The sequence below is a fragment of the Gordonia humi genome (assembly GCF_014197435.1).
Taxonomy (GTDB): Bacteria; Actinomycetota; Actinomycetes; order Mycobacteriales; family Mycobacteriaceae; genus Gordonia; species Gordonia humi.
In genome coordinates, this window is the sequence record NZ_JACIFP010000001.1 from 930,500 (window position 1) to 942,879 (window position 12,380).

Sequence of the window (12,380 nt, forward strand, 5' to 3'; positions counted from 1 at the left end):
AGCATACCGCCGGGTCACAGATACTGACCGGTGCTGTGGCTGTCGGACGCGTCACCGGGGCCGACGGGGAGCACGCCCTGGCGCATCTGCTCCAGCTGGCTGCGGGCAGCCATCTGCTGGGCGAACAGTGCGGTCTGGATGCCGTGGAAGACGCCTTCGAGCCAGCCCACGAGCTGCGCCTGCGCGATCCGCAGCTCCGCGTCGGTCGGGGTCTGCTCGTCGGAGAACGGCAGGGCCAGGCGGTCGAGTTCTTCGCGGAGCTCGGGTGCGAGGCCGTCCTGGAGTTCGGCGATCGAGGTGCGATGGATGTCGGCCAGTCGGGTGCGGCTCGCCTCGTCGAGAGGCGCGGCGCGGACCTCCTCCAGAAGCTGCTTGATCATGGTGCCGATCCGCATCACCTTGGCGGGCTGCTCGACCATCGCCGACATCGGGTTGGCCGACGATCCGTCGCCGTGCGCTGCTGCGGCGAATTCGACGACCGGTTCGTCCGGGGTCGAGGACGGGTCGGATGACAGCGGATTCGAGGGGCCTGAGGCGCCGAACATCTCGGGAAGCATGGTGTCCATTGTGCCCGTCGGTCGGCAGTCCGCGGAGTCGTCCCGGCGTGATCGATCGGTATCGGGTGTCTATCGTGGTGGCCATGCCGTTCGACATCGCCTCCGTGCGGGGACTGTTCCCCTCGCTCGGTGACGGCTGGATTCACCTGGACGCCCAGCGCGGCATGCAGATTCCCGACGCGGTCGCATCGGCCGTCGCACGCGGAGTCCGCGCCTTCCCGGTGCGGGGCGGCGGACTCTCTCAGCAGTCGATCCAGGCGGACGAGACGACGACTCGGGCGCGTCGCAGCATCGCCGACCTGCTTGAGGCCGATCCCGACTGCGTGGTGTTCGGCCCGTCGCGTGCCTCTCTCGTCTCGGCGCTGGTCGACGCGCTGCCGGTGACCGCGTGGATCGGAGACGGCGTGGTCCTGTCGCGACTGGACGATGAGGAGAACATCGTGCCCTGGCTGCGCGGTGCGTCCCGACACGGGGCGCAGACGCGGTGGGCGCAGGTCGATGTGGAGGACGGGACGCTGCCGCCCTGGCAGTACTCGGATCTCGTCACCGATCGGACCGGGGTGGTGGCCGTCGCGTTGGCGTCGTCGACGACGGGTGCGATCACCGACATCGGTCAGATCGCCGGGCATGCGCGGGCGGCGGGCGCGCTGACCGTCGTCGACGCCACGAACGCGGCGCCGTTCGTTCCGCTGTCGATGGCCGAGACCGGTGCCGATATCGTGATCGTCAGCGCCGAGCGCTGGGGCGGTCCGCGCGTGGCCGCGATGGTGTTCGCGGACCGTCGCACCATGGACTCGATGACCAACGTCTCCCTGGATCCGCGCGCGGTGGGACCCGCCCGGTTGGAACTCTCGCCGGTGCCGCCTGCCTGGTTGAGCGGCCTCATCGCATCGGTCGAGGTGTTGGCGGGTCTGGACTCGGCTGCCGCCGGGAAGCGGCGGCACCGTCTGACCGCATCGCTCGACGGAGCCTACGAGTATCTACAGCGACTCACGTTCTATCTGGTGAACGCCCTGGACAACCTGGGGCACGTGCACGTGATCGGTCCGGATGTCCATCGCGTCCCGCTGCTGAGCTTCGTCGTCGACGGAGTGCCCGCCGCAAAGGTGTGCCACCGGCTGAACGACAACGGGATCAGCGCGTTGAACGACTTCCCGAGCCGCGCGTTGGAGACGATCGGCGCTGCCGACGGAGGCGGCGCGGTGACCGTCGGACTGGGCGTGTACTCCACGCCGTACGAGGTGGATCAGCTGGCGCGCGTCCTCGGCTCGTTCGGCTGATCGTTCATGTGACGGCCTCGTCGCCGATTATGAGTGTGAGGCTCCTCGACCGTATTGTTGCGCGTGAAAACATGTGGGGAACCGGTTCCTGGAGGGGGTACGCCGGTGGCGGGAAACGATGACCGGCAGCGCGAGGGCGCGTCGACGCTGAGCGACGCCGAACGTGAGCTGTGGCAGCAGTTCGTCTCCGGCGGGTGGATGCTCTATCGGGCGCTGTTCAAGCAGATCGACTCGTCGTCGGCGTTGACCAGCGCGGACTGGCGAGTCCTGGAAGAGTTGGCCGGCGTGGACCGGATGAGGATCAGCGATCTCGCCTACGCCACCCGGATTCCGTTGAGCACGGTGTCCCGTCAGGTGGCCCGGTTCATCGCCAACGGATGCGTGTCCCGGGTCGACAACAGCGATGTGGACGCCCGTCAGAAATGGGTGGCGATCACCGATGCCGGGCGCGCGATGGTGCGGCCCATCCTCGACGAACGCGACAGTGCTGTGCGACGTCTGGTGATCGACTCGTTGACCGGCGCGGAGTACGCCGCGCTCTGCCGCACATTCGGCAAGATCGGGGACCGGATCTCCCGCGAAGGGCTGTAGGGCGGGTTCGGGACGCGCTCACTCCATCGTCAGCAGGACCTTGCCGATCGCGTCGCCGGAGTCGAGGCGTTCGTGGGCCGCTGCCGCGTCGTCGATCCGGAACGTGGAGTCGACGATCGGGGCCACGTCGCCGCTCTCGACGAGCGGCCACGTGCGCGCGACGGTCTCGGCCACGATGGTCGACTTCGACCCCGGACCGGACACCGGCCGCGCACGCAACGTGGTGCCGATGACCGAGGCACGCTTGGCCATGAGAGCACCGATGTTCAGTTCGCCCTTCACTCCGCCCTGCATGCCGATGATGACGAGCCGCCCGCCGGTGGCAAGCGCTGCCACGTTCTTCTGCAGGTATTTGGCGCCGATGATGTCGAGGATGACGTCGGCGCCGTCGTGCTCGGCGAGGACCTCGTCGAACTCCTGCGTCGTGTAGTCGATGCCGAGATCGGCGCCGAGCTCACGGCAGCGGTCGAGCTTGGCCTGATTGCGCGCGGTGACGGCGACGCGCGCACCGAGCGCGTGCGCCAACTGAATCGCGTGGGTGCCGATGCCGCTGCTGCCGCCGTGGACCAGGAGCAGTTCGCCGGGCGCGAGACGGCCCGCCATCACGACATTCGACATCACCGTGCACGCCACCTCCGGCAGCGCCGCCGCGGACACGAGGTCGATGCCGCGTGGGACGGGCATCAGCTGCGGTGCCGGGACCGCGACCTTCTCGGCATAGCCGCCGCCTGCCAGCAGGGCGCACACCTCGTCGCCGATCGACCAGCCCGACACGCCGTCGCCGATCGCCGACACGGTGCCCGAGGCCTCCAATCCGAACACGTTCGACGCTCCGGGAGGCGGCGGGTACTTGCCTGCCCGCTGCATGACGTCCGCACGGTTCACACCGGCCGCGGCCACGTCGATCACCACCTCGCCGGGAGCAGGTCGTGGATCGGGAAGGTCGACGACATCCAGTGACTCGGACTCGGGAATTGCGCGCATGCATCCACTCTTCCATCGATCCGCCCGGTCGGCACACGAGTCCATCCGGTGCGCTAGCCTTTCTAGCGGAAGACGCGGTAACGCCCTTCCGAAGGAAGCGTGGCAGAGCGGCCGAATGCACTCGCCTTGAAAGCGAGCGTGCCTAAACAGCACCGGGGGTTCAAATCCCTCCGCTTCCGCTCAGTGTCTTGTCGTTGTTGATGCAGGTCAGGATCATTTCTGTTCGATCTCGTCGCCGCGTGTTCTACTTCTGAGCACCCCCGCCGCTGAGCGGGTTCGATCAAGTGTGATGGCGATGGCATCGAGATCGTCGTCGAACAGGTCGCTGTAGACATCGAGAGCAATCGCTGCCTAAGCGTGATTGAGTATCCGTTGCGGCGCCCGACCGTCCGCCGTCGTGAGGCCGGCAGTCGGTCGTCTCACGCACTATTGGCTGCGCGGATACAGAATGGGTACCAGCGCGGAGACCGCGATCGCTCTCAGTGTCTCGTCGTCGGTGATGTCGATCGTGCTCTGCGGGACGAGGGTGTAGCCGAGCACGACGCGAATCAGCACATCGGCTTGGAGATCGGAGTCTCCGGGCGGCAGCTCGCCAGAGGCCTGGGCGGCAGCGATTCGACCGGCGACGAAGGCATGTCCGAGTTCGAGCGGGGACGGATCGCCGATGGTGATCGCGCGGAGCAGTCCGGTGCGGTTCGACTCGTCGCTTCCGTCGGAGAACAGGGGATGCGATGACATCCGCAGGCATGTCATGAGCGCTTCGGTCACGCGTTCGGAAACGGTCGGAAGGTCGTTCAGCGCTCGCCCCATCTCGTCGAGGAATCGGGTGACCTCGTATGTCAGCGCGCCCTGGAGGAGATGGTCTTTGCTTTCGAATCGACGAAAGAGGGTGGCTCGACTGACGCCGGACTCCGCTGCGACGTGGTCCATCGTGACGGCGCGTACACCGTGCTCGGTGATGACGCGCATGGCGGCATCGAACACCGCGGCGTCGCCGACCGGAACCTCGACCGTCGGAGCGGCGCGGACTGCACGGTTCAGCAACACCTCGAGTGGTTCTCCAGGTCTGGTCACGGTCTCGCTCTCGGGGCGCGGATGCAGTGTTGCGATCATAGCGGTTGAGATGATTACATCGCTAATAGTCTCAACACTGAGGCGGTGTTCCGTGGAGGTCCGGAGTGGGTACAGAGTTCGACGAACGATCGGTGAATCGGCGCCAGTTCGAGTCCAGACTGGACGACGGGCTGGACTCGGCCGTCACCGCGGTGTGGGGGCTATTCGGTCCGACATCCGTTGTGTGGCAAGTAAACCGGTTCACCTCGGTGAATGTTCTGGCAACCTCCATCGGAGGTCACCTCGACGTTGCGCATCCAGCCGTCGCGTGGGGAGTGGCCGAGCACTCCAGAGTGTTCGACCGGCCGAAGGAGCGCTTCTCGCAGACGTACCTGCTTCTGAGTCGGGTGATCTTCGGTGACGTCGATCAGGTGCGGCGAGTCAGCCGTTCGCTCTACTCGAGGCACAGTCGGATCGAAGGTGTGGCCAGTGATTCCGCCGGTGCGTACGCGGCGGGCTCGGAGTACTCGGCCAACACTCTAGACGGCCTTCTGTGGGTGCATCTGGTGTACTTCTGGACCAGGCACCTCATCTACGAGTCGACAGTGGGAAGTCTGCCCGAGTCCGAGTGGGATCGGTATGTCGAGGAAAGCCGCAGATTCGGGGCGTGCTTCGGCCTGCCGAACGAGGTGATGCCCGCGACGCTGGCTGAGCTCGCCGCGGCGGTCGACGAGTACACCGCAAGCGGCAGACTGTCGATGACGCCTGCCGGAACGGGCATCCTCGACTTCCTGGCGACGCTCATACCGCGCGTGGTGCGCCCCGCGTACTACCGGTTCGTCACTGAGCTACTGGCCCCTGATCTCGGTTCGCTCGTCGGAGTGTCCGATCGATCCGCGAGGCGGCGATGGGGCGGAGAGGCTCTTCGCAACTTTCTTCGATTGCACAACAGGTTCGCGCCACGCTCGATTCGCTACGTTCCCGCGTTCAACGAGGCGTCGATGCAGATCGAGGGAAGGTCAGCTGGATGGACCGTGCGTGCGTTCAACCGGCGGTTGTGCGGCCGGTCGACGGTCCTGTCATGATCACTCGAGAGACAGGCGCCGCGACCTCCCGGTGGTCGGATGGGGACGATCAGAGGGGGCAACCGTGGCGGTCGTAGTGCATTCCCGGTCTGGCAGTCGACTCCGACTCGGACTGGTGAACGGGGTGTTCCGCCTGGCTCGCGTCCTCGCGGACCTCCTCCCGATAAGGATCTTCACGATGCGAGTGGTCGACGGGTTGCTTGCGGCTCCCGTTCTTCCGCTCGTCCGATCGTCAGCGGTCCGTTCCGAACGGGTGAACGGCATGCGGGTCGATCTAGTGATCCACCCCGACGTCGGTTCGCCGGAGCGCACGATCCTGCACATCCACGGAGGCGGATTCGTGTTCGGTTCGACCCGGACCCATCGGTTTCTCGCCGCGCAGATGTCCAGAGCCTGTCGGGCGCGCGTCGTGCTGTTCGACTACCGGCTCATGCCCGGCCATTCGATCGGTTCGTCGATCAGAGACTGCATGACGGCCTACGAGTGGGTTGCGGCGACGTACCGCGATTCTCCGCTGGTGCTGTCCGGCGACTCCGCAGGCGGAAACCTGATGCTGACGGTGCTGAGCCGTCTGCATTCCGATGGGCGCCGTCTGCCCGTCGCGGCCGTCGGGATGTCTGCCTGGCTCGATCCGGACTACCAGCACCCGGCCGGGGCGCCGAGGGACTCGTTCTTCTCGCTGAGATTCGCACGACGAGCCGCAGACCTCGCCGAGCCGCGTTCGGCGATCACACCGCTGGAAGCCGCGTTGCCCACAGTGCCTGTTCTTCTGCAGTGTGGCGCGGAGGAGCCGATCGGTCCGGCCAATCACGCTCTGGTCGAACAACTCGACGGGAACGGCGTGACGGCGGAACTGCAGATGTGGGAGCGGCAGCCCCACGTCTTTCAGATGCTCGCCCCGTTCACACGGGAGGCGGTGGCCGCACTCGACGCAGTCGACGCCTTTCTCTCCGCGCTGAACCAGCGCGAGGTCCCGACGAAGCCAAGCGCCGCGCGAAGTACGCCTCCCCCACCAGGCGCCTGAGGAAGACCAGAAGGTCGGTGCGAATCGTCGCACTGACCTCTCACCCCATCGGGTCGGCACCGCTCCCATCTCCCGCGGGTAGGTCGGCCACGCCCCAGCTCTGCACGGTCCACGAGCCGTCGGCGGGTTCGAGGACCACCGAGCCGGTGTTGGGCAGGTAATTCTTGAGTGCGAACTCGGAGTCGATGCCGGACAGGTGCGCGGCGATCAGTCGGATCGCGGCGCCGTGGGACACCAGGTAGACGTCGCGGCCCTCGCCGGTCACATACTTCGTCGTCAGTTCCTCGACGACGGGCAGATACCGCTGGTGCAGCATCTCCAACGACTCGCCGCCGGGCAGCCGGGCGTCGAGTTCGCCGTGATGCCACAGGGTGACGACGTCATGGAACCTCTCGTGCGACTCCTTGTCGCTCAAGCCTTCCAGGTCGCCGACTTGCACCTCGTGAACACCGTCCACTTCGCGGGTGTCGGTCTCCCAGACCGAGGCGATCATGTCGGCGGTCTGTCGGGCGCGGTTGGCCGCAGAGTGGACGAGCACGGCGGGGCGACCGTCCGGGTGATCGTGGCCGAAGCGCACACCCTGGCGGGCGCCGAAATCGGTCAGGGACGCTCCGGGCAGGGCGGTGTCGAGGATCCGCATCACATTCGATGTCGTCTCGCCGTGTCGGACCAGGTGGAGTCGGGCCATGTCAGTCGTCTCCTCGGAGAAGTCGGGCGAACCATTCGTGCGATTCGCGGTGGTCGGGCGGCGGCGCGGCGACGCCTCGGTCGATCGGCCACGAGCCGAGGAACACCACGCGCTCGGCCGAGCGGTGCAGTGCGCGCAGTGCCTCGCCGACCGCGGCGTCGTCGATATGGCCGCACGCGTCGAGATAGAAGCGGTACTGGCCGGGCGCGCCCGCGCCGCGGGGACGCGACTCGATACGCGTGAGATCGACTCCGCGCGTGGCGAACTCGTTCATCGCGGAGACGAGTGAACCCGGTCTGTTCGGCAGATCGAGGATCACTCCGGTCCGGTCCGCGCCCGTCGCGGGCGTCGGCGGTCCGGGCTTGCCGAGCAGGAGGAAACGGGTCACCGCGTCGTCGGAGTCGGCGACGCCGTCGACGAGCGGTATCAAGCCGTGCAGGCGCGCGGCGGCCCCCGTGGTCACTGCGGCATCGGCGGCGCCGTCCGCCACATCTGCGGCCGCGGCGGCGTTCGAGTTCGCGATCACGAACTCGGCGTTCGGAAAGTGCTCGCCGACGCTGTGTCGGACCTGGGCCGTCGCGACCGGATACCCGGCGATCGTGGTCACCTCGTCGTGCGGGATCGGCGTCCGCGCGGCGATCGTGAAAGCGATGTCCAGGGCGGTCTCGGCGTACGCCTGGACGCGGGGGAGCCCGTCGCGGGGGACGAGTGCGTCCATCGTGGCGGGCACCGCGCCCTCGAGAGAACTCTCGATGGGGACGCATCCGAAGTCGGCCTCGCCGGTGCGTACGGCGGCGATCACCGCGAGCGGACTGGCGAGCGGGGCTTTCACTACGTCGGCGGCGTCGGGACGATTCGCGAGGACCGCGTCGAGCGCCATCTCCGTGAAAGTGCCTGCGGGACCGAAGTAAGCGAAGACTGGCACGCCCTCCAGCCTAGTCGAGAGCCGTCGAGGTTGCGCTCGCCGTGGCGAAAAGCGTTGACTCCGGCGGTTCCGCGAACTAGGTTAGGCATACGTAAGTTAGGCTTGCCTACATTGCAGGTTCGAACTGGAACGACAAGATGCCTGGAGGATCCATGACCACGATCGTTGCGCCGTGTGACGCTGAGATGATCCAGACGGCGTGCCGTCGCGCCGAAGGCGGGACACTGTCGATCGATGCATCGGACTCGTGCGACGCGGTGGCGATGATCCACCTCTTCGAGGGTGACGCCTTCCTTCTCGTGGCCGACGGAGGTCCGGCAGGGGAGTCCGCGGAATCGGAGGACGAACCGTCGGCGGTGCTGGAGGTCCTCGACTACGCGCCGTTGCCGCTCCGCGAGCGCGTCCGATCGCTGATCTGGTTGACCGGGACACTGCACGAGGTCCCCGACGACCTCCAGCGCGAGCTCGCCGTCGAGATCGCGGGCGATCATCCCGACGAACGACTGCTCGACGTCGGGCACGGCTACTCGCTGATCCGCATGGCCGTGCAGACCGCGGTGATCGCGTCGCCGGTCGGCGCGGGCGCAGTGTCGGTCGACGACCTCGCCAGCGCCGAGCCCGACATGTTCTGGGAGTACGAGAACGACTGGTTGGCGCACCTGGAGTCCGACCACGCCGACCTCATCCACCAGCTATCGCAGCGTATTCCGGCCGGGCTGCGGAACGGCCGAGTCCGCCCGCTCCGCATCGACCGGTTCGGCATCTCCTTCCGCGTGGAGACCGAGAGCTCCGACGAGGACGTCCGGCTTCCGTTCAGTCGGCCGGTGAGCAGACTGTCCGAACTCTCGTCCGCGCTGCACGCGTTGGCGCTGCACCCGGAGCTCGACCACCACGTCTGAATCGCGCCGCGCACCGTAACCTGAACCGGTGCAGGTGAGCCGAGTCGAGGATCCGCGAGAGCGGCGGGCGATCATCGTTGAGATGGTCCTCGTCGGGATCTTCACCTTCGGATTCTCCGGCCTGTACGCCGTCCTCTCGCTCATCGAGATGCAGCTCGGCGCCGGGATGTCCGAGTCGACTGTCGCGCTGAATCCGACGTCGTCGGCGAACGTCACGATCGACGTCCTGCGCGAGGCCATGCGAATCATCAAGCTCTTCGCTATCGGCGGCCTCGGCGTCTATCTGCTCTGGCGCAGCGGATTCCGGCCGTCGGGTATCGGACTCGGTCGGCCCGCGGCCCGCGATCTGCCGCCCGGTGTCGGCCTCGCCGCGCTCATCGGCCTGCCCGGGCTGGCGCTGGTCGCCGCGGCGTCGGCGCTCGGATTCAACGCGCAACTGCAGCCCGCTCCCGACGACACTCCGTGGTGGCGGATCGTCCTGTTGTGCATCGTGGCGATCGGCAATGCGGTGGCCGAGGAGATCGTCGTCGTCGGCTACCTGATGGTCCGGCTGAAGCAGTTGGGCGCGCGCGACGGCGCGTCGCTGCTGGCGTCGTCGCTCCTACGCGGCTCGTACCACCTGTATCAAGGGGTCGGCGGCGGTCTCGGCAACGTGGTGATGGGCCTGGTGTTCGGTCGCTGGTATCAGAAGACGAACCGACTGTGGTCGTTGGTCATCGCCCATGCGCTCATCGACATCGTGGCGTTCGCGGGGTACGCGCTGCTGAGCGATCATCTCAGCTGGCTCGGACTGTAGTCGTGGCTGAAGAAGAAAAGCGCGGTACGAGACTGAGCGGGATGTACCCGCTTCTCGTACCGCGCTTTCGTGACGATCCGAGTAGCTCCCTCCCAAGAGCCCCGATTCCACCCGGATCGAGTCTGTGTGACGCCCTGCCGACGCCAGCATGTGAGACTCACGAGTCTCACTTCGCTGTAAACGTATCATGCGGTTACCGGTATCGCCTAGGTATGTTCGGAACCATAGGGCTTCGGTTCCCCGTCGCTGTGCGAGCGTGCCAGTTCCAGCAGCAGATCGCTCAACAGATCGACGATGTACGCCCGGTCCGGTCGCTCGTCCGCCGTAGCCCATCGGTGCACGACCGACACCAACGCACCGACGAATGCCGTCGCGCGGTACTCCGACGGGGTGCACGTCGTGGTCGGGAGCGTGGCGATGGCCGCCGTCACGTATCGCGCCCAGTCGTCGCGACCCGCGACGCGATGGGCCTCCATCTTCTCCGAGACGCCGCCTGCCTCGACGAACAGGCACCGGACGTAGCGAGGATCGGTGGCGACCGCATCGAGATAGGCGTTCATCGCCGCCCTTGCCACATCGTGCAGGTCGGCGTGAGCGGTCGTCAGGGCCGCCGCCGTCACCCTCTCACGCGCCGTCGCCTGGATGCGATCGTAGATCTCGGTCAGCAACTCCTCGCTGCCCGAGTACTCCTCGTAGAACTGGCGTCGTGACAGCCCGGCTTCGGCGCACAGCGCGGAGATCGTCACCTGCGCGAATCCGAGTGTGCCGAACAGTTCGAGTCCGGCCGCGCGGAATCGTTCGCGCCGTTCGGCACGCCGGTCGGCGACGGGCCGCCCGCCGTACGAGCGGACCCCGTCGGAGGAGGTCACCACCGCGTCACTCGGATCAGGACTCCACTCGCTCGCACCGCAGTTCGTGCCCCTTGGACGTCAGGCAGCGCCCGGTGTTGAGATCCCACTGCCAGCCGTGCAGGTTGCACGTCAACTTGTCACCGTCGACGACGCCGAACGCGGTCAGGTCGGCCTTCAGATGAGGGCATCGACGCTGCATCCGCCAGCCGTCGAGCTCGACCGTGGCCTCGTCGTCGTGCGCCTCGTTGAACCAGCCGTCCGCGTAGGCGATCCGCTCGTCCGTCAGACACTTGAAGAACGTGTACAGGTACTCGTTGTAACCGCCGATGCGCCAGGTGGTGAACCGTGTCGACAGGAAGACGGTGTTGACCCAGTCCGGCTCGTCGTCGCGCAGCACCGTGCGGACCAGCTCCGGAGCGATGCGGAAACCGTAGCGGTACTTGCCGTCGCCGTCCTGCTTCATGCGAACGACGCGCTTCGGGAAGTCGAGGACGAAGGTCTCGTCACCCACCACGAGGCCCACCGGGTAACCGATCCCGTCGCAGATCAGGTCCGACTGCGCCATGATCGGCTCGAACAGCGCCTTGAGTGCGGGGAGGAGCGGTTCGCCGTCGGCCGGGGCCCACGACGCCTTCTCCGCGGCGATGATCGGCGCGAACTTCTCCTTCATGGAGTCGAGGTATGCCTTCTTGCCCTCGCCGAAGATCTGCTCGGGCGGGTACGGGTGGCTCAGCTCCAGCAGTTCGTCGCGCTTGAACTCGGCGACCGACCCGGACACCATCATCAGACCGCGATGGCGGACGCCGTCGTCGGTGCCGTGCTCGCGCATCTGCTCCAGGAACTCCGCCTGGTCGGGGAAGATGCTGGCCTTGTCCGCGTCGCTGCCGGTGTTGAAGTCGTTCAGCGTGTAGAGGTCGTCGTCGAGGAACATCGGCGGACCGGCCGACGGGACCACCCATGTCGCGCCGACCTGCTCGATGTACGAGCGAGCGCGGTCCATGCCGCGCTGACGCTTCTGCATCGCGAAGTTGGCCTTCGACTTGCGCGGGATGTCGTAGACCATCGGATACCAGATGGCTCCCGAGTACTGCAGCAGGTGCACGTCGACCCGGCCGAACTCCTGGGCGACGACGTTCAGATCGACGGGCCGGGCGTCGTTCATGTTGAAGCAGACGGTCTCGCCGTCGTCGACGATCAGGCCGGAGTCGCCGATCGGGCCGTCGGCGGGGGCGCGCAGGGCGATGATCATGATGTCCAGATCGCCCTTCGGCCCGGACACTCGATGTCTGGTCGAGTCCTCCGTCTCGACGAACTTCGTGAAGCCCAGACGTTCCAGCTCGCGCTTGAGATCGGGCACCGGGTAGTCGGGCAACAGGACCGTCGCGTCCTTGTTGATGTTCTCGACCAGGTTCCGCTCGTCGAAATGATCGCGGTGCAGATGCGACACGTACAGGTAGTCGCAGTCGCCGATGGCCTTCCAGTCCAGCTCGGTGTTGTCCGGGAACGGGATCCACGACGCGAAGTACGCGGGGTTGACCCACGGGTCGCAGACGATGGAGCCCGCGGCTGTCTGGATGTGGAAGCCGGCGTGGCCGATGCTCGTGATCTGCACGGGGCTGGAGCCTTTCGAAGGGGACTGCTGTACGG

General features: G+C 66.8%; 13 protein-coding genes and 1 tRNA gene. 7 read left to right on the forward strand and 7 right to left on the reverse strand.

Features of this window, described 5'->3' with window-relative positions; all coding sequences use genetic code 11:
• Nucleotides 1-14: 14 nt before the first annotated feature.
• Nucleotides 15-557, reverse strand: a complete 543-nt coding sequence (locus BKA16_RS04185) for a bacterial proteasome activator family protein (protein WP_246371648.1) — start codon at nucleotides 555-557, stop codon at nucleotides 15-17.
• Between the two features lie 83 nt (nucleotides 558-640).
• Between BKA16_RS04185 and BKA16_RS04190 the strand changes: the two genes are divergently transcribed.
• Both BKA16_RS04190 and BKA16_RS04195 read left to right on the forward strand, forming a co-directional pair.
• On the forward strand, nucleotides 641-1,837 hold the full coding sequence (locus BKA16_RS04190; protein WP_183369492.1) for an aminotransferase class V-fold PLP-dependent enzyme: 1,197 nt from the start codon (nucleotides 641-643) through the stop codon (nucleotides 1,835-1,837).
• Nucleotides 1,838-1,942: 105 nt separating this feature from the next.
• Nucleotides 1,943-2,428, forward strand: coding sequence for a MarR family winged helix-turn-helix transcriptional regulator (locus BKA16_RS04195; protein WP_343067273.1), 486 nt, complete (start codon nucleotides 1,943-1,945; stop codon nucleotides 2,426-2,428).
• Between the two features lie 18 nt (nucleotides 2,429-2,446).
• Here BKA16_RS04195 and BKA16_RS04200 read toward each other — a convergent pair whose 3' ends face one another.
• Nucleotides 2,447-3,412, reverse strand: coding sequence for an NAD(P)H-quinone oxidoreductase (locus BKA16_RS04200; RefSeq protein WP_183369493.1), 966 nt, complete (start codon nucleotides 3,410-3,412; stop codon nucleotides 2,447-2,449).
• Between the two features lie 93 nt (nucleotides 3,413-3,505).
• On the opposite strand from BKA16_RS04200, the gene BKA16_RS04205 reads away from it, so the two are divergent.
• Nucleotides 3,506-3,591, forward strand: a tRNA-Ser gene (locus BKA16_RS04205).
• A gap of 247 nt (nucleotides 3,592-3,838) precedes the next feature.
• Here the strand turns inward: BKA16_RS04205 and BKA16_RS04210 are convergent.
• A complete protein-coding gene (locus BKA16_RS04210) occupies nucleotides 3,839-4,525 on the reverse strand; it encodes a TetR/AcrR family transcriptional regulator (RefSeq protein ID WP_183369494.1) in 687 nt (228 codons plus the stop codon).
• Between the two features lie 209 nt (nucleotides 4,526-4,734).
• Between BKA16_RS04210 and BKA16_RS04215 the strand changes: the two genes are divergently transcribed.
• Both BKA16_RS04215 and BKA16_RS04220 read left to right on the forward strand, forming a co-directional pair.
• A complete protein-coding gene (locus tag BKA16_RS04215) occupies nucleotides 4,735-5,550 on the forward strand; it encodes an oxygenase MpaB family protein (protein WP_183369495.1) in 816 nt (271 codons plus the stop codon).
• A 178-nt stretch (nucleotides 5,551-5,728) separates the two neighbouring features.
• Nucleotides 5,729-6,574: an alpha/beta hydrolase gene (locus BKA16_RS04220; protein ID WP_221246746.1), complete on the forward strand. Its 846-nt coding sequence runs from the start codon at nucleotides 5,729-5,731 to the stop codon at nucleotides 6,572-6,574.
• A gap of 40 nt (nucleotides 6,575-6,614) precedes the next feature.
• Here the strand turns inward: BKA16_RS04220 and BKA16_RS04225 are convergent, their stop codons facing one another.
• A complete protein-coding gene (locus BKA16_RS04225) occupies nucleotides 6,615-7,262 on the reverse strand; it encodes a histidine phosphatase family protein (RefSeq protein WP_183369497.1) in 648 nt (215 codons plus the stop codon).
• Nucleotide 7,263: 1 nt separating this feature from the next.
• The gene (gene pheA, locus BKA16_RS04230) at nucleotides 7,264-8,187 is read right to left on the reverse strand and encodes a prephenate dehydratase (protein WP_183369498.1); all 924 of its coding nucleotides are present in this window, start codon (nucleotides 8,185-8,187) and stop codon (nucleotides 7,264-7,266) included.
• A 152-nt stretch (nucleotides 8,188-8,339) separates the two neighbouring features.
• Between pheA and BKA16_RS04235 the strand changes: the two genes are divergently transcribed.
• The gene (locus BKA16_RS04235; RefSeq protein ID WP_183369499.1) at nucleotides 8,340-9,086 is read left to right on the forward strand and encodes a DUF2470 domain-containing protein; all 747 of its coding nucleotides are present in this window, start codon (nucleotides 8,340-8,342) and stop codon (nucleotides 9,084-9,086) included.
• Nucleotides 9,087-9,168: 82 nt separating this feature from the next.
• A complete protein-coding gene (locus BKA16_RS04240; protein WP_183372886.1) occupies nucleotides 9,169-9,882 on the forward strand; it encodes a CPBP family intramembrane glutamic endopeptidase in 714 nt (237 codons plus the stop codon).
• A 206-nt stretch (nucleotides 9,883-10,088) separates the two neighbouring features.
• On the opposite strand, the gene BKA16_RS04245 is transcribed toward BKA16_RS04240, so the two are convergent.
• Both BKA16_RS04245 and BKA16_RS04250 read right to left on the reverse strand, forming a co-directional pair.
• Nucleotides 10,089-10,751, reverse strand: a complete 663-nt coding sequence (locus BKA16_RS04245; RefSeq protein WP_343067274.1) for a TetR/AcrR family transcriptional regulator — start codon at nucleotides 10,749-10,751, stop codon at nucleotides 10,089-10,091.
• 16 nt (nucleotides 10,752-10,767) lie between these two features.
• Nucleotides 10,768-12,345: a Rieske 2Fe-2S domain-containing protein gene (locus tag BKA16_RS04250; RefSeq protein WP_183369501.1), complete on the reverse strand. Its 1,578-nt coding sequence runs from the start codon at nucleotides 12,343-12,345 to the stop codon at nucleotides 10,768-10,770.
• Between the last annotated feature and the right edge of the window lie 35 nt (nucleotides 12,346-12,380).